Source organism: Frankia alni ACN14a, from assembly GCF_000058485.1.
GTDB classification, from domain to species: Bacteria; Actinomycetota; Actinomycetes; order Frankiales; family Frankiaceae; genus Frankia; species Frankia alni.
This window is the reverse complement of sequence record NC_008278.1, coordinates 4,761,545-4,781,225: the sequence shown is the minus strand read 5'-3', so window position 1 is coordinate 4,781,225 and position 19,681 is coordinate 4,761,545. Positions and strand designations below refer to the sequence as shown.

Below are 19,681 nucleotides of genomic sequence, written 5' to 3'. Positions count from 1 at the left end.
GCGGCCTCGGCACACCGGGCGGCCTCGGCACACCGGGCGGTCTCGGGATGCCGGGCGGTCTCGGGGCACGCGTGGCCCTGGGACATCGGCCGGAGCCAGGATGTCGCGCGCTCGGCGGTCACGGCCGCGGAGGCGGCGGTCGGCGGGGATGGGAACGCTGGCGCCACCGGCGCCGGATGACGGCCAGGTCGACGACGGCCACCAGCGCCAGCAACGCGAGCACCCCCGCGGCGGCGGGCTGGTCGCGCGAGGCGAACAGACCCGCGGTGACGCCGCAGAAGACCAGACCGAACACGGCGAGCGCCAGCCGCAGCCCGAGTGCGCTGCGGGCCGGCGGTGCACCCCCCGGACCGGGGGAGAGCCGATGCCACCAGCGCCGACGTGGCAGGACGTCCCCTTGGTCGCGCTGGCGCGGCAGGGAACTGGTCACGATCCCCGGTATGCCCGGCCACGCCCGGGTGAACCGGGGATCGTGACCGCTCCGGGCCGGTGGGTGTCCGCGCGGGGGACTCAGTCCGACCGTGGGGGCGCCGCGCGGCCGGGTAGCCGCGCGGTCATCGCCGCCTTCGCCTCCGCCGAGGCCAGCCGCTCCGCGAAGAGCACGCCCTCGACGTCGATGCGTTCGAGCACCGCCGGCGTCCCGCCGTCGTGGAGCAGGGCACGGGTGGCGGCCAGAGCCTGCGGTGGCTGGGCGAGCAGCGCCGCGACCCGGTCGTCCACCCGGACGCGCAGCGCGTCGGCATCGGGCAGCACCTCGGTGACGATCCCCAGCTCCGCGGCCTGCGCGGCACCGAACGGCTCGCCGAAGTACGCAAGCTTCGCCGCCGCCGCGGGCCCGACCCGGCGGGGCAGCAGCAGCGACGAACCGAACTCGGGCACAACACCGAGGTTGACGAACGGAATGCCGAGGGTGCTGCGTTCGGTGGCGTACACCAGATCGCAGTGCAGCAACAGGGTCGTGCCGATGCCCACCGCCGGCCCGTCGACCTCGGCGACGAGCAGCTTCGTCCCGCGGGCGACCGTCCGGATGAAGGTCATCGTCGGACCGTCCGGGGCCAGGTCGGCCGTGGCCAGGAAGTCGGCGAGGTCGTTGCCGGCGGTGAAGGAGCCGCCGCTGCCACGGATCCGGACGATCCGCACCCCGGTGTCGGCCTCGGCCGCCGCAAACGCCTCGGCGAGCGCCGCGTACATGGCCTGGGTGAGGGCGTTGCGCTTGTCCGGGCGGGCGATGCGCACCGTGAGCACGCCGTCGGCGACCTCGGTCTCGATCTGGCTGCTCACTCTGGCCTCCTGATGCCGACGGGGTGGTGCCGCGAACGGGCGGTGTTGCGAACGGGCGGTGTTGCGAACGGGCGGTGTTGCGAACGGGCGGTGTTGCGAACGGGCGGTGCCGCCGGCTGACTCGCACTGTGTCACCGTGCGGGGTCCGCGCGAAAGCGGACCCCGGCGGTCCCGTCGGGCGACCCTGACGCGTGGCCCGACCGGGCCTGCCAGGATGAGAATGTGACAGATCCGTGCGAACCCGGCATCCCGCCTAGACCTGCGGCCGACCTGCCGACCCAGCTCGGCCAGGGTGGTCAGGGCGGCCAGCTCGGGCAGGGCGGTCAGGGCGGTGGTCCGCGGCGGGCCGAACGGTCCCAGGGTGAGCTCCGCCGCGAGGCCACCTCCCTCGCCGAGTTGCTCGGGCTGACGGTCGACCCGGGAGAGCTCCGCGGCAGCTTCGTGGCCGACACGCACCTTCTCAACACGCGGGGCACCCTGTGGGGTGGCTGCGGCCTCGCCGCCGCGATCGCCTTCGTCCAGGCCTGCGGCGGCCGGGACTGCGTGTGGGCGCACACCCAGTTCCTCTCTCCGGTGCGCGCAGGGGAAGAGGTGGAGCTGAGCGTCGACCCGGGCACCGGCGGTCTGTCGCAGGCCGTCGTGCGTGCCACGGCGGCCGGACGCCTGGTGTTCCTCGCGGGGGGCACGTTCAGCCGGGTGAGCGGCGTCGTCAGCAGGTTCGGCCCGGCCGGTGACTGGGCGCCGGACCCCGACGGCTGCCCCCCGCGGGAGTACCCGACCTGGCTGGAGTTCCCCCGCGACGGCGTGATCTCCCTGGTCGAGCAGCGGTGGGCGCGCCCGGCCCGGACCGACCTCGACGGCCGGCCGGGCGGCGGCAGCAGCGCGCTGTGGCTGCGCCTGCGACCTCGGTTGCCCCTGGATGCGGCGGTGCTCGCCCTGCTCGGCGACTTCGCCCCGGTCGGACTCATCGAGGCCACGGGGGACATGGCCGCCGGCACGAGCCTCGACAACAGCCTGCGGATCGTCTCGCCGCCGGTCGGCGAGTGGGTGCTGCTGGACGTGCGGGTCGAGGCCATCGTCCGCAACGTCGCGCAGGTGCGCGGGCGGATGTACGACCGCGCGGGGGCGCTGGTCGCCACCGTGAGTCAGACGACGCTGGTCCACCGGGTGCGTCCGCCGTCCCCGGTCAGCCGGGGCGATCACCTGTCGCCCGCCTCGACCGCCCGCTGACCGACAGCCCTGCTGGGCGGGCTGGTGGGCCGAACAGATGACCGCCTGGGGATCGGCGGCAAACGCTGGATTGAAACCTCGGTAGCCGGGGTAGGTCGAGGCGTGCGGCGGGTGCTGTGCAGCTGGACATCGCCGGGTGATGGTGGGCGCGGGGGAGTCCCGGGGGCGGGCTCCAACCCAAGCCGGTGAGAGCGCGTATTGCGACCCGGCCGACGACCACTCCGACGACCCGGTCCCGGCAGGGCGTCCCGGGATGTGCGGATGTGTTTCCGGCAACACTTCTGTGATTGTGTTGCCGCCGTCGGGAGTTCGGTCATCGGCTCGACACCACCGGGCGGACTCCTAGTGCCGGCTCCTGCCAGATACTGCCGATCAGTGCTAGTTCCGGTGCATGGACGTCGCTTGGTCCGGGCTACGTCGACTTTCATTATGCGTAGCTGTCCTATCGCTCATAGCGGGTCAGAACGAATGCCCGTCACGCGGTGCAACGCCGCCATGCTCTTCCGTTATAGACGCCCGCCCCTAACGCAGCCCCTTCATTCACCCGCTAGAGTCGTCGGCGCCCCAGGAACATTCCCCCGATGTTCGGGCCACGCCTCCAATACCCCGGTCCGGGTGTTGTCGCGCGTGGTCCTTCGGGGACAAGACCCGTTGAACTCGAACACTCACCCCGCACATGAGGCGCCCAACTCCCGGGTGCCGGACGAGAGGACCGGATGCTCCAGAATTGGCCCATCCGCTCGAAGCTCGTGGTGATTCTCGTCGTCCCCCTGGCCGCGTTGGCGGTACTGAGCGCGATACAGGTGCGGGGGAACGTCGACAACGTACGGGCCGCGAACCGCATCAAGGCGCTGGCCGCCTTCTCGATCAAGGGCAACGACCTGGTCGCCGCGCTGCAGGCCGAGCGGTACGCGACGAACGCCTATGTGGGTTCCAACTACATGGCCGCCGGCCCGGGACAGGCCGCCGTCGCCGCCCGGGGTCCGGTGGACCAGGCGCTCGGGACCTACAACGCCGGGGAGGCCGGGCTGCCCTCGGGCGCCCGGGACACCCTGGCGGCCACGCTGGCGTCGATCTCCACGCGCCTGGACCGGCTGCCCGCGCAGCGCAAGGCGATCGACGCCCGGCAGGCCCAGGTCGACCAGAACAACACTTTCTACAACGACCTGGTGCGCGACCTCCTTTCGCTCAACGCCAGCGTCACCGCGGGCAGCGATAACGCGTCGCTGGTCAACGGCGCCACCACGCTCGTCGGTATCTCCCGGGCGAAGGAGGAGGCGGCCCAGCAGCGCGGCTCGATCGCCCGTGTGATCATTCTCGGCCAGACGGATTCCGCGACCCTGCGCCAGATCGAGAGCTCGGCCGGCGCCGAGGACGCCTGGCTGCAGCAGTTCCGGGCCACCGCCACCGCGGATGAGCAGGCGTTTTACAACGTCACGGTCGGCCGGACCATCTCCGCCGCCACCGCAATGCGCGACGACACGGTCAACGCCGTTCAGAATGGTCAGCCGCTGACGATTACGCAGCAGAACTGGCTGGACACCGTCGACCAGAAGATCGCGGCGATGCGGCAGGTCGAGCGGAGGATCGCGACCGACCTGGGCTCCACCAGCCAGGACATCGCCAGTTCAGCCACTCGTGACGCCCTGTTCAGCAGTTTCGGGGTCGCGTTGGTCCTGGTCGTGTCGGTCGTGATTTCGCTGCTGGTCGCAAGCCCGATGATCCGGCATCTGCGGACGTTGCGACGCGGTGCCCTCGAAGTCGCCAACGAGCGGCTGCCAGGGGTCGTCGAGAGGCTGCACCGCGGCGAACAGGTCGACATGTCCGCCGAGCTATTCCCGGTCGAAGTGCAGAGTACGGACGAGATCGGTCAGCTCGCCGAGGCATTCTCCACCGTGCACTCCGTCGCGGTGCGCACCGCGGTCGAGCAGGCCGCGATGCGCAAGAGCATCGGCGACACCTTCCTCAACCTGGCCCGCCGCAGCCAGGCCCTCATCCACCGCCAGCTCAAGGTGATCGACGCGCTGGAGCGCAAGGAGACCGACCCGGACGAGCTCGAGGAGCTGTTCCGTCTCGACCACCTGGCCACCCGCATGCGGCGCCACGCCGAGGACCTCATCGTGCTGTCGGGCTCCAAGCCCGCGCGAGGCTGGCGCCGACCGGTCGCCGTCAAGGACGTGGTGCGCGGCGCCGTCGCCGAGGTCGAGGACTACACCCGGGTGAAGGTGATGCCCATCGACGGCGGGGCCATCAGCGGGCACGCCGTCGGTGACGTCATCCACATGCTCGCCGAGCTCATCGAGAACGCCACCTCCTTCTCCCCGCCGCACACCCCGGTCCAGGTCAACGGGCACGAGGTGTCCAACGGCTTCGTCATCGAGGTCGAGGACCGCGGCCTGGGGATGAGCCCGGAGGAGTTCCACTCCCTCAACGACCGGCTGGCCAACCCGCCGCCCTTCGACCTGTCGACCAGCGAGCGGCTCGGCCTGTTCGTCGTCGGCCGGCTCGCCGAGCGGCACGCCATCTCGGTGGAGCTCCGTCCCTCGCCCTACGGCGGAACGATGGCCATCGTCCTGGTGCCGGCCACCCTGCTGCGCCAGCCCGAGGGCGACGGCGACACGCGGTCGGAGGGCACCGCGACCGTGCGGGCGCTGCCCGTCGCCGCCGTGCCCGCGCTCGACGGCCCGACGGTCGACGAGGACGGGTTCGGGGGACCGTTCGTCGACGCGGACGGCAATCTGACCGCCGCCCCCGCTGCGCAGCGGCCGGACGAGGCGCCGGGGGGCCCGGACGAGACGTTGATCGACGACCTGCCGGTCTTCGCGACGGTCCGGTCGAGCTGGTTCGTCGCGGACCGTCCCCGGCACCGTTCGAACGGCCGCCGTCCGGACGGCCCGCCGCGGCCGACCGGCCCGCGTCCCAAGCCCACCCCGGGCGGCGAGCCCGGTCAGGGCGACGGCGACCTGCCCGACCTGCCGACCCGCCGCTCCCGCGGCAGCCGGGGCGCCCCGGAGCCGTACCCGCCGGCCGAGACCGACCGGTTCGGGCCGCCGGAGCCGCCGGCGGACGACGCCGGGCGCCGCCCCCCGTCCCTGTTCGCGCAGCCCCCCGCGGCGCGCGACCTGTCCGGCGGCCCCCTGGCCCGCAACGACCCGTTCACCTCGCCGTTGAGCCGCCCGACCGGGCCCCGTCGCGGCGACACCCCCGGCGCGGGCCAGTCGATAGTCCCGCTTCATCGCCCGGCGCCCCCCACCCGAGCCGGCGACTTCGGCCACATCGGTGGTCCCGGTGGTCCCGGTGGTTTCGGTGGGGCGGACGGGGCGGAGCGTGGCGGCCCGGCGCCGGAGGAGCACACCGAGGTCGGTCTGCCGCGGCGCACCCGGCGGGCCAGCCTCGCACCCCAGCTGCGCCGAGACGGCCCGGACGACCAGCCGGGCAAGCTCGCCGCGCAGCGCAGCCCGGAAGAGATCCGCAGCATGATGTCGTCCTTCCAGAGCAACTTCGGTCGCGGGCTGGCGGACGGTCAGGTGTCCAACGACGGCGACGATGTGGGAGAGGTGACCTGAGATGCGTCCGCTGGGGCCGTCCGAGAACATGAGCTGGTTGCTCAACAACCTCGTCAAGAAGGTTCCGGAAGTCACCTACGTGATCGCCCTGTCCTCGGACGGTCTGCTGCTCGCGACGTCCTACGGGATGGACCGGGCGACCGCCGACCAGCTCGCGGCGGTCGCCTCCGGGTTCAACAGCCTCGCCCGCGGCGCGGGCCGGTTCTTCGGCGGTGGCAGTGTCCGCCAGACCATCGTCGAGATGGACCAGGGCTTCCTGTTCGTCACGGCGGTCGGCGACGGCTCGTGCCTGGCGATCCTGTCCAGCACCGGGGCCGACATCGGCCTCATCGCCTACGAGATGGCCCTGCTGGTGACCAGGGTCGGGGAGTTCCTCACCCCGGAGCTGCGCGCCCAGATGCAGTCCGCGCTGCCGCTGTAGGCGGCGCCGTGGCGGTCGACGGGGGTACGACCGCGAATCTGGCCCACCGGTCGACCCCTGCCCGCACCGACCGGACCGCAACGCTCACCGTCATGGCGGCGGAGCTCTCTCAGGCAGGAGGACCGGTATGTCGCAGGACGAGGAATGGTTCGACGATGATGCGGGTCCGGTCGTCCGGCCCTACGCCGTCACCGGCGGTCGGACCCGGCCCACCAACCGGGCGCTGGAGCTGGTGGCGCTGGTGACCACCACTCCCAACGGACGGCTGATGGGCGCGACGCTGGAGATGGAGCAGCGCTCGATCGCGCTGCTCTGCCAGCGCGTGCAGTCGATCGTCGAGATCTCGGCGCGGCTGGATCTGCCGCTCGGCGTCGTGCGGGTTCTCGTCGGCGACATGCTCGACGCCGGGCTGGTCACGGTGAACCGACCCGTCCGCTCGTCCGACCGTCCTTCCGCCGCCCTCATCGAAAAGGTGCTCGATGGACTACAGGCCCTCTAACAAGGATTCGTGGCCCGACAACAAGGATTCGTGGCCCGACAACAAGGGCTCGTGGCCCGACAACAAGGGCTCCTGGTCCGACCGGGCGCGCTCGCCCGAGACGGCGGCGCCCCATCCGGTAAAGATCATCATTGCCGGCGGGTTCGGCGTCGGGAAGACGACGTTCGTCGGCGCGGTCAGCGAGATCCCACCGTTGACCACGGAGGCCGCGATGACGGCCGCCAGCATCGGCATCGACGACACCAGCTCGGTCAGCGCGAAGACGACGACGACCGTCGCGATGGACTTCGGGCGGATCACGCTCATCGACAGCGTCATCCTCTACCTGTTCGGCACGCCCGGGCAGGACCGGTTCTGGTTCATGTGGGACGAGCTGGTCCTCGGCGCGATCGGCGCGGTGGTGCTCGTCGACACCCGGCGGCTGGCGGACTCCTTCCCCGCCATCGACTACTTCGAGGAGCGCGACATCCCGTTCCTCATCGCACTGAACCGTTTCGACGGCGCCCGCGAGTACCGCGTCGAGGACGTCCGCGCGGCGCTCGACCTCGACCCGCGCCGGCCGGTGGTGTTCTGCGACGCCCGCCAGCGCGAGTCGGTCCGCCAGTCGCTGGTCTCGCTGGTCCGCCATGCGCTTGACGTGGTCTCCGCCGAGTCGGCCGGCCGGCCGAGCCTGCCGCAGCGGTCCGGGTGAACGCCACGGACGACTGTTCGGACCTGACCAGCACGAGCGCCCCGCCCGCGGTGGGCCCGACCGCCCCGCCCCCGGCCCGCCAGGGAGGTCACGATCCGGCTCCCGAGCCGGTTCCCGGGAAGGGCCGAGCGCTCGACATCCTCGGTCTGGACGACGACGCGCTGTCCGCCTATCGGCTCTGGCTGCGCCACGGTTCGCTGAGCGTCTCCGAGGCGGCGCAGATGCTCGGGGAACCGGCGGGCGGCGTCGGCCGGATCCGCGACCGGCTGGTCGAGCTCGGCCTGCTGCTGGCCTCCCGGGACCGGCCCGGACGCTTCGTCGCCGTCCATCCCGAGGCCGGCCTGGACCATCTGCTCCAGGCCCAGCACGAGCAGCTCATCCGCCGCCACGAGCGGCTCGTGCGGGCCCGGGCACAGGTGAGCGTCTTCGTCTCGGACTACCTGGAGGGCCGCCCCGGACCGGACACCGTCGAGGTGCAGCGCATCGACGGCGTCGACCAGGCCCGCGCCGAGCTGCTCACCCTCGTCGGCCGGGCCGAGCGAGAGGTGCTCACCCTGCGCACCCGCCGCGGCTGGTCGGCGGCGCTGTCCGCCGACGTCATGCCGGTCGAGCTGCGGGCGCTGCGGCGCGGGGTCGTGATGCGCAGCGTGCTGCCGCGCTCGCTGCGCCTCGACGAACGGGGCGCCGGCTACGTGCGCACCGTGGCCGCGCACGGCCTCGACGCGCGCGTCACCGACGACCCGCGGCTGGACGCCACCACCATCGACGGCCGCGTCGGGCTCGTCCGGCTGGCCCGCGGCGGCATCGGCACGGGCGGCCACACGCTGCTCGTGCGGACGCCCGAGCTCACCGCCGTCCTGCTCACCCTGTTCGAGCAGGTCTGGGAGATCGCCGAGCCGCTCGGCGGCGGGTCGACGCAGACCGGCGGCGAGGAGTCCGCGGACGACCCCTCCGACACCGAGCGGCTGTTGCTGCGCCTGCTCAGCCTCGGCGTCAAGGACGAGGCCGCCGCCCGCCATCTCGGTGTCTCCGTGCGCACCGTGCGCCGCATGATCGCGGACCTGATGTCCCGCCTCGACGCCCGCAGCCGTTTCCAGGCCGGCACTCTCGCCTCCCGCCGCGGCTGGCTCTGATCCCGTCGTCGGCGGCCCGCCGATGTTACGGAAAGTAGTGGAATGGTGCGGCTCGGGCGGGGAACAACGAGATCTCGCGGGTGACGACGGTCCCGGCGGCGCTGCCGACCCCACGTGACAGTGCTCACGGGGGCGGCCGCGTTCTCGCCGGGCCTGCGGTCGAGGGCGCTCCGGATGGGCGTGGACGGGCCGGCATTGGGGGATATCCCTGCTGGTCAAGGCCCTACGGTCGGATCGTTGTAGCGGTGTTGTGGCGTGGGTGCGTGTCAGTTGGCACATCGTTGCCAGGGCAGCTTGATGCCAGGCCAATCTCAGGACACCGGCCGCGCCCGGCCGCATGCTCTCGATGAGCCGAATACTGACAATGTCAGGGGGTCGGCGGGTACGGCCGGCGGTCGCGAGTCGGTCGGTGCCCGCCTGCCCGCCCGTCGTCGACGGGCCCCGCAGGCCGCGCGGGCGCACGCGTGGCCCGCGGCGGGTCCGTCTGTCCGCCATCCACCGTGCCGTCGACCTGCCGGCCCGCAGGTCGCCATGCGCGCCGCTCGTCTCTCCTGGAAACCGCCCGAGGAGTCCTTCCGTGCCCGCAGTTGCCGGATCGCAGCCCGCCGCCACACCGTCGGAAAAGCCGACGCACCGCACGCTGATCGTGGCGAGAATGAACCCCGCCGACGCCGACGCCGTCGCGGAGACCTTCGCCGAGTCCGATGCGGGAGAACTCCCCGGCATCGTCGGCGTCACCCGCCGCGAGCTGTTCGAGTTCCACGGGCTCTACTTCCATCTCATCGACGCGCCGGCCGATATCGCGCCGACCGTCTCCGACGTGCGCGGGCATCCGCTGTTCGTCGATGTGAACACGAAGCTGGAGAAGTTCATCACCGCCTACGAACCGGCGACCTGGCGGGGACCGCGGGACGCGATGGCGCGCAGCTTCTACCACTGGTCGGCCGGCTGACCGGCCCGGGTCCACAGCGCCGCGGGCATCGGTCACCCGCGGCCCCGGCCTGCCCCCCGCGAGGGGCGTGCGCCGCCGAGACCTGATCCGCACGCCGGCCCGGCTGGCGCTGGCGGATCCGCACCGGCCGGTCTCGCCGACCCGTCTCGACCCGACCCGACCCGTGCCGCCATGACGTCCCTCCGGGCCCGCGATCGCCGCGGTGCCCAGGGCCGCCTCGACCTGCCCCGGTAACGCCGGCGCGGCGGGCGCGCCGCGCCGGCCACCCGAATGCGCGTAACCGCCTGCTCCGCCGGGGTTGCTGCCTGGCGCCCGGGACCGCCAACGCTGCCGGTCGCTGTCGCCTGCCGTCACTTTCTGTTACTCGTCGCTACCCGCCGTCGCCTACCGTCGCCCGCCGGCTCGCTGCCCGCGGCGGATCCCGGCACAAACATGACGACGACCTTCCCATCGATCCCATCTGCACCAACCCGAGGAGATCGTGACATGCCCCAGCAGTGGACGGCCGACGCCCTGCTCGACTTTCTCGTCGAGCAGGCCGGGCTGCCCCCGGAGGACCGCCCCACCGACCTGGCCGTGACGTTCCTGGACATCGGCCTGGACTCGCTGGCCTACCTCCAGCTTTCGGCGGAGGTGGTCGGCGCCTTCGGGGTGGACCTGCCGGCCGAGATGCCCGACGACTACACCCTCGCCGAGATTCTCGACACCGTGAACGCCGCGCTGGGCGAGCGCGAAACGGTCTGATTTCGCCGGGCGCGCGGACCCGCCGGCCGCCGATTCTCGATCCGCATCCGGATTTCCTTCACAAAACCGGGGAGTAGCCGTGAGTGGGCATACCGACAACTCGATTCTGATCGACGCCGACATCGACACGGTCTGGACCATCACCAACGATCTGCCCACGTGGCCCGACCTGTTCACGGAGTACGCGTCGGTGGACATCATCGAGAGCAACGGGAATACCTTCAAGTTCCGGCTCACCATGCACCCGGACGAGAACGGAACGGCGTGGAGCTGGGTGTCGGAACGGACGCTCGACCCGGTGAACCGGCAGGTCCGCGCCTACCGCGTCGAGACCGGGCCGTTCGAGTACATGCACATCCACTGGACCTACACCCCGGAGGGCACCGGTACCCGGATGCGCTGGGTGCAGGACTTCCACATGCGCCCGGCGGCGCCGCTCAACGACGAGCAGATGACCGCCCGGATCAACACCAACACCGCCCGGGAGATGGCCGTGATCCGGGACAAGGTCGAGCGGGCCGCCGCGGCCGCGCGGCCCGCCCCGCTCGCCGTGGCCGTGCCGGAACAGGTCTGAGGAGGACGCGACCGATGGCAGCTCCAGTGACGACGACCCCGAAGGTTCTCTGCATCCACGACATCGCGCCCAACCGGCGCCGCGGCGGGGACATCCGTGCCCTGCTCTCCCCGGCGACCGTCGGCTCGACCACCGGCTTCCTCGGCACGCTCACCCTCGAGCCCGGCGAGGTCGTCACCGAGCACTGGCACCCCTACTCGGAGGAGTTCCTCTACTGCGTGCGCGGCCTCGTCACCGCCCGGCTGGACGGTGAGCACCAGGTCCTGGGCGCCGACCACGGCGTGTGCATCCCGATCGGCATGCGCCATCGCATCGTCAACACGGGCGACGAGACCGCGTTCCTGGTCTTCCACCTCAGCCCACTGGCGCCCCGTCCCGACCTCGGCCACGTCGACACCGAGGCGGTGCTGAACCCGGACGCGCCGCACGCCCCGATCATCCAGTCGGGCCCCCACGCCCACACCGTCACCGTCACCGCCGACACCGCCGACACCGCCGACACCGCCCACATCGCCGACGCCCTGTCCGCCGGGGCCAGACGGTGAGCGCACCGAGGAGGACCGCGGTCACCGGCATCGGGGTGGTCGCCCCGGGCGGGGTGAACCGCAAGGAGTTCTGGACGCTGCTGACCGACGGACGCACGGCGACCCGGCGGCTGTCGTTCTTCGACCCGTCGCAGTTCCGCTCCCAGGTCGCCGCCGAATGCGACTTCGATCCGGCGGCGGCCGGGCTGACCGCCCGGCAGATCGCCCGCAACGACCGCTTCGTGCAGTTCGCGCTCGCCGCGGCGCTGGAGGCGGTCGAGGACAGCGGCCTGGACCTGCGCCCGGCCGGCGCCGGCGGCCTCGGCGACGAGGGCGGGGACGGCCCGATCATCGGCGTCAGCATGGGCAGTGCGGTCGGCGCGACGACCCGGCTGGAGAACGAGTACGTCGTCGTCTCCGACTCGGGCCGCCACTGGGAGGTCGACCCGCACTACGCCAGCTCCTTCCTGTACCACGCACTCGTCCCGAGCTGCCTGGCCACGGAGCTCGCCTGCCGCTTCGGCACGCACGGCCCGGCGTCGGTGGTGTCCACCGGCTGCACCTCCGGCATCGACGCGGTCGGCTACGGCGCGCAGCTCATCGCCGACGGTGAGGCGGACATCGTGATCGCCGGCGCCTCCGACGCGCCACTGTCGCCGATCTCGGTGGCCTGCTTCGACGCGATCCGGGCGACCTCGGCGCGCAACGACGACCCGGAACACGCCTCCCGCCCCTTCGACGCCAGCCGCGACGGCTTCGTGATGGGGGAGGGCTCGGCCGTGCTCATCCTCGAGGAGCTGTCGTCCGCGCGGGCCCGGGGGGCGCACATCTACTGCGAGGTCGGCGGCTACGCCTCGCGGTCCAACGCCTTCCACATGACCGGCCTGCGTCCCGACGGCGTCGAGATGGCCGAGGCGATCCGGGTCGCGATGGACGCGGCGCGGGTCGGCGCGGACGACATCGACTACATCAACGCGCACGGCTCGGGCACCAAGCAGAACGACCGGCACGAGACGGCGGCCTTCAAGCGCTCGCTCGGCCAGCGCGCGTACGAGGTCCCGGTCAGCTCGATCAAGTCGATGGTGGGCCACTCCCTCGGCGCGATCGGCTCCCTGGAGATCGCCGCCTGCGCCCTGGCCATCGAGAACGACGTGGTCCCGCCCACCGCCAACTGGGCCACCCGCGATCCGGCGTGCGACCTCGACTACGTGCCGAACATCGCCCGTGATCACACCGTGGACGTGGCCCTGTCGGTGGGCAGCGGTTTCGGCGGGTTCCAGTCCGCGATCGTCCTGTCGACGCCGAACCGGTGAGCGCCCCAGTGGACACCGCCGCCGCCGCCACCCTCACCGCCACCACCCCCACCGCCGCCGCTACCGCGGTCCGGCCGGTCGTCACCGGCCTGGGGGTCATCGCCCCCAGCGGCCTGGGAGTCGAGCAGTACTGGGCGTCGACCCTGCGCGGGGAGCTGCGCGTCGCCCCGATCAGCCGCTTCGACCCGGCTCGCTACTCCGCCCGGCTCGCCGGCGAGGTCGGCGGGTTCGAGCCGGAGGAGCACGTCGACAAGCGGTACATCGTCCAGACCGACCGGTGGACCTGGTTCGGGATGGCCGCCTCCCGGCTGGCTCTGGCCGACGCCGCCTACGACCCGGCCGACCACGACCCGTACGCCACCGCGGTCGTGTTCGGCAGCGGCTCCGGCGGCAACGACTTCGGTCAGCGGGAGCTGCAGCGGCTGTGGACCCGCGGGCGGACCGCGGTGAGCGTCTACCAGTCGATCGCCTGGTTCTACGCGGCGACGACCGGTCAGACGTCGATCCGTCATGGCCTGAAGGGGCCATCCGGAGTCGTGGTCAGCGACGGTGCCGGCGGCCTGGACAGTCTTGCCCAGGCCAGACGGGTCATCCGCCGCGGCACGTCGACGGTGCTGGCGGGGGGCGCCGAATCGGGCCTGACGCCGTACGGGCTCACCTGCCATCTCAGCAGCGGCCGGGTCAGCACCGCCGCCGCGGCGGCGGACGGCTACAAGCCGTTCGACATCCGGGCGAACGGCTACCTGCCGGGGGAGGGCGGCGCGACCCTGGTCGTCGAGCATCCGGCGGCGGCGGCGTCCCGCGGCGCCCCGCACGTCTACGGGGAGATCGCGGGATACGCCGCGACGCACGACGCCGCCGACCACGCCCGCCCGGCAGCGGACGGTCGCTGGCTGGCCACCGCGATGCGCCGCGCCCTGGCCGACGCGGGCGTCACCCCGGACGACGTGGACGTGGTGTTCGCCGACGGCGCCGGCTCCCCGGACCTCGACGCCCAGGAGGCGGCGGCGATCCGGGACGTGTTCGGCGACCGCGCGGTGCCGGTGACGGCGCCGCAGGGCCTCGTCGGCCGGTTGTGCGCCGGCGGCTCGGCGCTGTCGGTGGCGACGGCGCTGCTGTCGATCCGGGACGGCGTCATCCCCGCGGTAGGCAACCTCGACACCCCCGACCCGGGCTACGGCCTGGATCTGGTGCAGGCCCCCCGGCGGGTCCCCGTCCGGGTGGCGCTGGTCAACGCCCGCGGCTACGGCGGCTTCAACAGCAGCCTCGTCGTGCGCGCCGTCGACCCCGCCTGACCGGATCGCGGCCCTGCCTGACCGGGCCTGCACCACCCCGACCGGCCGGGCCCCCACCCCGCCTGACCGGACCCTCACCTCACCTCGCCTGACCGGGCCCCGGCCCGGCCTGCGGGAACCGTCTGAGCTGCTCGACCCACTGGAGCCGCTCGATCCGTTTGACCTGCTCGATTCCTCGACCTAGGAGACAGTCAGCGATGTTCCCAGACCTGGCCGGGCGACGCGCCCTGGTCACCGGTGGCACCCGCGGCATCGGCCGGGCCGTCGTGCTCGGCCTGGCCCGGGCCGGAGCGACGGTCGTCGTCGGCCACCAGCGCCAGACGGAGGAGGCCGAGAGCCTGCGCCGCGAGCTGAAGGACACCGGCGGCGACCACCTGCTCGTCCAGGCGGACGTGGCCGACCCGGCCCAGATCACCGAGCTCATCGAGGCCACCGGCACGCACCTCGGCGGCCTCGACATCGTGGTCAACAGCGTCGGGACGATCAGCCACATCCCCTACGCGGACCTGCCGCTGGACGCCTGGACGCAGGTGCTCGCCACCAACCTCACCGCCACCCACCTGGTCACCCAGGGCGCGCTGCCGCTGCTCGGCGAGTCCGGTTCGGTGGTCAACATCGGGTCGGGCGCCGGCGTCGTCGGCGTGCCGCTGCGGGCGCACTACACCGCGGCGAAGACCGGCCTGATCGGGCTGACCCGCTCGCTGTCCAAGGAGCTCGGCTCCCGCGGCATCCGGGTCAACCTGGTCTCGCCGGGCGTCATCGAGACCGACCAGGCCGCCGGCATGCCCGAGGCCGCCCGAACGGCCTACACCAACCGCATCCCGCTCGGCCGTCTCGGCGAGGCCGACGAGGTCGCCGCGGTCGTCCTGTTCCTGGCCAGCGACGTGTCGTCCTACGTCAACGGCGCCACCTTCACGGTCGACGGAGGAATCTGATGGCATCGACCCCGCCCTTCCGGATCATGCTGACCATGCGGATCCACCCCGGCCGCGAGGCCGAGTTCGAGCAGACCTGGCTGCGCATCGGCGACGCGGTGACCTCTCACCCCGCCAATCTGGGCCAGTGGCTGATCCGTTCGGAGGACGAGCCGAGCACGTACTTCATCACCAGCGACTGGGTCGACGAGGCGCAGTTCCGCGAGTTCGAGACGAGCGAGCGGCACCTGGAGCACCGCAAGGCGCTGCACCCGCTGCGCGCCAGCGGCTCGATGGCCACCGGCAGCGTCCTGACCCACCTGGCCGGCGCGGCGTCCCTGCCGGTGCCGGCGGCCGGCTAGCCGTGGGAGCCGGCGAGGCGGCGGTCCGGGTGATGCTCTGGGCGGTCGATCCGCCCGACGACCCCGGGGCGGTGGAACGCGCCTACCATGCGATCAGCTCCAAGCTGGTCGGCACTCCGGGACTGCTCGGCAACACGCTGCAGCGTTCGGCGGCGGACCCGTCCCGGTACGTCGTGGTGAGCGTCTGGTCGGGCGTGACCGAGTTCAGCGCCTGGGAGCAGGGGGCGAACCACCGCGGGACGACCTCCCCGCTGCGGCCGCTGCAGGATCCCGAGCGCCGCCCGGCGATCTACACCGAGGTCGCCGCGTATGGCCCGCAGGGGCCGTTCAGCGAGGCACCCGCGGGCTGACCCCCGGCTGCCCGCGGGCCGGACCCACCGCCCGGGGGCACCACAGTCGCATGGCGTCGGCCGCACCGTCTGGGGCAGGCGGCGCGGCCGACGCCATGCCATCCCCCGCCCCCGCCCCCGTGCCCGCCCCCGTGGAGCGCGTCTGGTCCGAACGGGAGTCAGGGCCCGAACGGGCTCGCCTGGTCAGCCTCAGTCGCCGGATGGGTGGCTGGTCCGAGTGCGTGCTGGTCGCGAGTGTGGGTCGGTCGGCTGGTCAGGTCTCCTCCATACGGGCGGTGTCGGCGGGGGAGATGTCGATGCGCAGCCCTTGGAAGGACGGGTGACGTAGCCGGCCGTCCGTCGTCCACGAGGTGAACTCGACCTCGGCGATCAACTCGGGATCCACCCAGACGGCGCCGCGAGCGACCTCGGCGGGGACATCCCGAAGCGGAGGGTCCGAGCGGCGCAACGGCGCCAGCAACGCGGCCAGCCGGTCGAGCGTCGCTTCGCTGAAGCCGGTGCCGACCTGCCCGGCGTAGCGGGGGCCGGCCGGCGTGGCGACACCGACGAGCAGGGCCCCTATCCGGTCGGCGCGCCGACCGGTGCCGGGCTCCCACCCGCCGACGAGCACACTCTGCCGTCGGACATGCCGCACCTTCACCCAGTCCACCGACCGCCGACCGGGCTGGTAGGGGGAACTGCGCCGTTTGGCCACGACCCCCTCCAGGCCGGCGGCGGCGCTCGCCGCCACGACCTCGTCGCCCGTACCGACCAGTTCCTCGGAGATGCGCAGCCGCCCGCGGTCGGCGAGGTCGGCCAGCAGCGCCCGCCGCCCGGAGTAGGGCCATGCGAGGAGCGAGTGCCCGTCGAGGAACAGCAGGTCGAACACCAGGTACCGGACGGGAATCGTCGCCGCGGCACGACGCGCGATGGCCGGCGTCGCGATGTGTACCCGGTGGCTGAGCAACTCGAAGTCGGGCGTACCCGCCGGGCCGAAGGCGACGATCTCCCCGTCGAGGATCACCTGGGTGGCGCCGAACGCCGGGCCGAGCGTGTGCAGCTCGGGGAAGACGTCGGTGACGTCGTGCCCCGAGCGGCTGCGCAGCCTGGGCCGGCCGCCGTCGACGAAGGCGAGTGCCCGTACCCCGTCCCACTTGACCTCGTAGGCCCAGTCGTCCCCCTCCGGCGGTGCGGCGGCGGGAACGGCGAGCATCGGTGCCATCCGGCCCGGCATCGGCGTGCGTTCGGGGTCGCCCGGCGGGTCCATGCTGTCCCGCGATTCCGTACCCCCCGGCAGGTCCGGGCTGCGCGCCGGGTCTGTGCGGGCCGGCCGGCCCGCGCGGCGTGGCTGGCCCGTGCCGTCTGGATCCGTGCCGCCTGGGTCCGTGTCGCCCCGCGGGTCCATCCGGTGAACCATCCAGTTTCGGTCCCCCCGGTCCGACCTCTGGTCCGATCCGGTCCCCCCGCCGTGGGCGCGTCCGGTGGCGAAGAACGCGTAACGTCCCTGGACCCGCTCGCCGAGCAGCGTCACCTTGACCTTCTCCGCCGACCAGGACTCCAGCCGGTAGCGGCCACGGTCCCAGACACTCACCTCACCGGCGCCGTACTCCCCCTTCGGGATGGTCCCGGCGAAGTCGGCGTAGGCGAGGGGATGATCCTCGGTGCGGACGGCCAGATGGTTCCTGCGGGAATCCGTCGGCAATCCGCGGGGCACCGCCCAACTGACCAGGACCCCGTCCCGTTCCAGGCGGACATCCCAGTGCAGCCGGCGGGCGTGGTGCTCGTGGATCACGAACCGGTCGCCGCGGCCGTTCTGGTCGTCTCCCGTGTGATCGGGCGGCGGGGGTGCGGGGGAGGTCGGGCGCTCCTGCGAACGGGGGGTACGCCGGCCGCCATCGTCGCCCGCATCGGCGAGGGGTGACACGTCCGGTTCGGGGGTGCGCCCGCTGTGCCGGCGAGACCGGTACTCGGCCAGCCGAGACCCTCGCGCGTGGTCGCCACCGGCGTCGTCACTGCCCATCCGGGCGGTGTACCCGCCCGCGACCGCGTTGCGCAGGACGGTGACCCTCCCGAGCAGGTTCCGTGACGTCCCCGTTCGCCGAGGGCTGGGTTCGCCGAGGTCTGGGTTCGCCGACCTCGCTGTTCGCCGACTTCACCGCCTCCCCGGCACCGCGGCCGCCAGGGGCACCTCAAGGCTGCGGCCCCGTGCCCACGTCCGACCTCGTCCTGCTGTGACGGATCGTGTCGGCTGTGGGATTGGCCGGCGCCGCTGGGTGGCGATCCTGCCTCTCGGTGTAGAAATGCGCGGTCCGGCCCGAATGCACCCGCGGTGCCCGGATGCACCCCGCGGCCGGCTGGCATCCGCGCAGCTCCGGGCGGGGTTCGTGGTCGCGGGTGGCGAACCGGCCGTCGTCGGCGCGGTGGGATCGGGGGAATCGGATGCCTGACTCGTCCGCGTTGGACGTTCTGATCGGCCTCGCGCTGCTGTTCGCCGCGTTCAGCCTCGCCGTCTCGCGGATCAACGAGGCTGTGCTCGGCCTCGTGCGCTACCGGGGCCGCCGCCTCGAGTCGGAGCTGCGCAGGCTGCTCGGCGGCCGGCCGCCGGGCAGCGCACCGCCCGATCCGGGGGCCCCGCCGCCCGTGGACGTCGCCGCGGAGATGCTCGACGGGCCCCTGCGGGCCATGCGTACCGCCGGCCGGGACGAGGCCTCGGCGAACATGGCCGATCATCCGCCCGTACAGCGCACCTGGGCCGCGGTGAGCCGAGCGCGCCGGCTGCGGCTGCCCTCCTACGTGCCGTCCACCGCGTTCGCCCGGGCCCTGCTTGATCGGGTCGACCCACCCGCCCGGGCCATGCTCGCTCAGCTACGCCCGGACGGGCTGCCCGCGCACATCGCCGAGGAGACCCGCGAGGCCTACCGGGGCGCGTACGAGGCCGCCCGGCGCTCGCTGGACGAGGGGACCGCCCGGGCACTGTACGCCGCGATGCCGGCGGACCACCCGACCGGGCGGGTCGTGGCCGCCGCCCTGGTGTCCGCCGTCGGCGGCGGGACGGTCGGCACGCTGGAGGACGGGCTGGCCGCGTTGCCGCCCTCCCTGGCGAAGGAGGCGCTGACCGCGGCGGTGGTCCGAACGGGCGGTGACCGCGAGAAGATCGTCACCGAGCTGGCGCAGTGGTATGACGAGGCGATGGACCGCCTGTCCGGGTGGTACAAGCGGCGGGTCGCCGTGTTCCTGCTCGCCTACGCGATCGTTCTGGCCGCTGTGTTCAACCTCGACGCGGTCGCCATCTCCCGCACGCTGTGGCAGGACGGGACCGTGCGCGACGCGGCGGTGACCGCGAGCCAGAGCCAGCTCGGCCAGCCCGCCGACGCCGGCTCCACGGGCGATGCAGGTTCGGGCGACGCGGGGTCCAGCGGTGCCGGGTCCGGTGACACGAAGGACGCCACGCGGTCCGGCGACCAGGCGACCGGCGGCACCTCCGACTCCGGTGGGAGCGACGCCGGTGGGGGCGACGCCGTCGAGATCGCGATCAGGTCGGTGCGGGATGCCTCCGGCCTCGCCCTGCCCATCGGGTGGGTCCGGGCGAGCGACGACCGCGACGACCCGAGGGAGGTTCCCCACACGGTCGGCGGCTGGGCGCTGAAGATCGCCGGACTGGCGATCTCCTGCTTTGCCCTCACCGCCGGTGCCCCCTTCTGGTTCGAGCTGCTGGGCCGGCTGGTCAACATGCGCGCCGCCGGGCCGAAGCCGCGGTCGGCCACCAGCGGCTGACCGCACGGGCGGCCGGGTCGCGGGTCGCCGGTGGTCCGGGCGGGGCAAGGTCGGGTAGTCCGCGTGGGCGTTGACCAGG

The 19,681-nt window shown here is 73.0% G+C and carries 20 protein-coding genes; 17 read left to right on the top strand and 3 right to left on the bottom strand.

Annotated elements, in window-relative coordinates; genetic code table 11:
- Positions 1-118: 118 nt before the first annotated feature.
- Both FRAAL_RS19250 and FRAAL_RS19245 read right to left on the bottom strand, forming a co-directional pair.
- Positions 119-430 carry a DUF6343 family protein gene (locus FRAAL_RS19250; RefSeq protein ID WP_011605523.1) on the bottom strand — a complete coding sequence of 104 codons (312 nt, stop codon included), beginning with the start codon at positions 428-430 and terminating at the stop codon, positions 119-121.
- 80 nt (positions 431-510) lie between these two features.
- Positions 511-1,281: an enoyl-CoA hydratase-related protein gene (locus FRAAL_RS19245; protein ID WP_041939500.1), complete on the bottom strand. Its 771-nt coding sequence runs from the start codon at positions 1,279-1,281 to the stop codon at positions 511-513.
- A 222-nt stretch (positions 1,282-1,503) separates the two neighbouring features.
- On the opposite strand from FRAAL_RS19245, the gene FRAAL_RS19240 reads away from it, so the two are divergent.
- From FRAAL_RS19240 to FRAAL_RS19170, 15 genes are all read left to right on the top strand, one after another.
- The gene (locus tag FRAAL_RS19240) at positions 1,504-2,511 is read left to right on the top strand and encodes an acyl-CoA thioesterase (protein WP_063822651.1); all 1,008 of its coding nucleotides are present in this window, start codon (positions 1,504-1,506) and stop codon (positions 2,509-2,511) included.
- Between the two features lie 716 nt (positions 2,512-3,227).
- Complete coding sequence (locus FRAAL_RS19235; RefSeq protein WP_011605520.1) at positions 3,228-6,077, top strand: sensor histidine kinase; 2,850 nt, start codon at positions 3,228-3,230, stop codon at positions 6,075-6,077.
- A gap of 1 nt (position 6,078) precedes the next feature.
- Entirely contained in the window at positions 6,079-6,498 is a 420-nt protein-coding gene (locus FRAAL_RS19230; RefSeq protein ID WP_041939499.1) for a roadblock/LC7 domain-containing protein, read from the top strand.
- Between the two features lie 127 nt (positions 6,499-6,625).
- Complete coding sequence (locus FRAAL_RS19225; RefSeq protein ID WP_011605518.1) at positions 6,626-6,997, top strand: DUF742 domain-containing protein; 372 nt, start codon at positions 6,626-6,628, stop codon at positions 6,995-6,997.
- On the top strand, positions 6,978-7,688 hold the full coding sequence (locus FRAAL_RS19220) for a GTP-binding protein (protein WP_011605517.1): 711 nt from the start codon (positions 6,978-6,980) through the stop codon (positions 7,686-7,688). Before FRAAL_RS19225 ends, FRAAL_RS19220 begins: the two co-directional genes overlap by 20 nt.
- Positions 7,685-8,821, top strand: coding sequence for a LuxR C-terminal-related transcriptional regulator (locus tag FRAAL_RS19215; RefSeq protein WP_011605516.1), 1,137 nt, complete (start codon positions 7,685-7,687; stop codon positions 8,819-8,821). Before FRAAL_RS19220 ends, FRAAL_RS19215 begins: the two co-directional genes overlap by 4 nt.
- A gap of 577 nt (positions 8,822-9,398) precedes the next feature.
- On the top strand, positions 9,399-9,773 hold the full coding sequence (locus tag FRAAL_RS19210; protein ID WP_041939498.1) for a TcmI family type II polyketide cyclase: 375 nt from the start codon (positions 9,399-9,401) through the stop codon (positions 9,771-9,773).
- Between the two features lie 486 nt (positions 9,774-10,259).
- On the top strand, positions 10,260-10,517 hold the full coding sequence (locus FRAAL_RS19205) for an acyl carrier protein (protein ID WP_011605513.1): 258 nt from the start codon (positions 10,260-10,262) through the stop codon (positions 10,515-10,517).
- 79 nt (positions 10,518-10,596) lie between these two features.
- On the top strand, positions 10,597-11,091 hold the full coding sequence (locus FRAAL_RS19200; protein ID WP_011605512.1) for an SRPBCC family protein: 495 nt from the start codon (positions 10,597-10,599) through the stop codon (positions 11,089-11,091).
- A 14-nt stretch (positions 11,092-11,105) separates the two neighbouring features.
- Complete coding sequence (locus tag FRAAL_RS19195; RefSeq protein WP_041939497.1) at positions 11,106-11,636, top strand: cupin domain-containing protein; 531 nt, start codon at positions 11,106-11,108, stop codon at positions 11,634-11,636.
- Positions 11,633-12,928 carry a beta-ketoacyl-[acyl-carrier-protein] synthase family protein gene (locus FRAAL_RS19190; RefSeq protein ID WP_041939496.1) on the top strand — a complete coding sequence of 432 codons (1,296 nt, stop codon included), beginning with the start codon at positions 11,633-11,635 and terminating at the stop codon, positions 12,926-12,928. Before FRAAL_RS19195 ends, FRAAL_RS19190 begins: the two co-directional genes overlap by 4 nt.
- Positions 12,925-14,223 carry a beta-ketoacyl synthase N-terminal-like domain-containing protein gene (locus tag FRAAL_RS19185; protein WP_011605509.1) on the top strand — a complete coding sequence of 433 codons (1,299 nt, stop codon included), beginning with the start codon at positions 12,925-12,927 and terminating at the stop codon, positions 14,221-14,223. The genes FRAAL_RS19190 and FRAAL_RS19185 overlap by 4 nt, the downstream gene beginning before the upstream one ends.
- Positions 14,224-14,420: 197 nt before the next feature.
- A complete protein-coding gene (locus FRAAL_RS19180) occupies positions 14,421-15,158 on the top strand; it encodes an SDR family NAD(P)-dependent oxidoreductase (RefSeq protein ID WP_041939495.1) in 738 nt (245 codons plus the stop codon).
- Positions 15,158-15,499, top strand: coding sequence for an antibiotic biosynthesis monooxygenase family protein (locus FRAAL_RS19175; protein ID WP_041939494.1), 342 nt, complete (start codon positions 15,158-15,160; stop codon positions 15,497-15,499). Before FRAAL_RS19180 ends, FRAAL_RS19175 begins: the two co-directional genes overlap by 1 nt.
- Before the next feature lie 2 nt (positions 15,500-15,501).
- On the top strand, positions 15,502-15,849 hold the full coding sequence (locus tag FRAAL_RS19170) for an antibiotic biosynthesis monooxygenase family protein (RefSeq protein WP_011605506.1): 348 nt from the start codon (positions 15,502-15,504) through the stop codon (positions 15,847-15,849).
- Positions 15,850-16,102: 253 nt separating this feature from the next.
- Here FRAAL_RS19170 and ligD read toward each other — a convergent pair whose 3' ends face one another.
- Entirely contained in the window at positions 16,103-17,848 is a 1,746-nt protein-coding gene (gene ligD, locus FRAAL_RS19165) for a non-homologous end-joining DNA ligase (protein ID WP_011605504.1), read from the bottom strand.
- Between the two features lie 62 nt (positions 17,849-17,910).
- Here ligD and FRAAL_RS33175 point away from each other — a divergent pair, with 62 nt between their 5' ends.
- Positions 17,911-18,063 (top strand): hypothetical protein, encoded by a 153-nt coding sequence (locus FRAAL_RS33175; RefSeq protein WP_157892148.1) that lies wholly within the window; start codon positions 17,911-17,913, stop codon positions 18,061-18,063.
- 204 nt (positions 18,064-18,267) lie between these two features.
- The gene (locus FRAAL_RS19160; protein WP_041940750.1) at positions 18,268-19,602 is read left to right on the top strand and encodes a hypothetical protein; all 1,335 of its coding nucleotides are present in this window, start codon (positions 18,268-18,270) and stop codon (positions 19,600-19,602) included.
- Positions 19,603-19,681 lie beyond the last annotated feature (79 nt).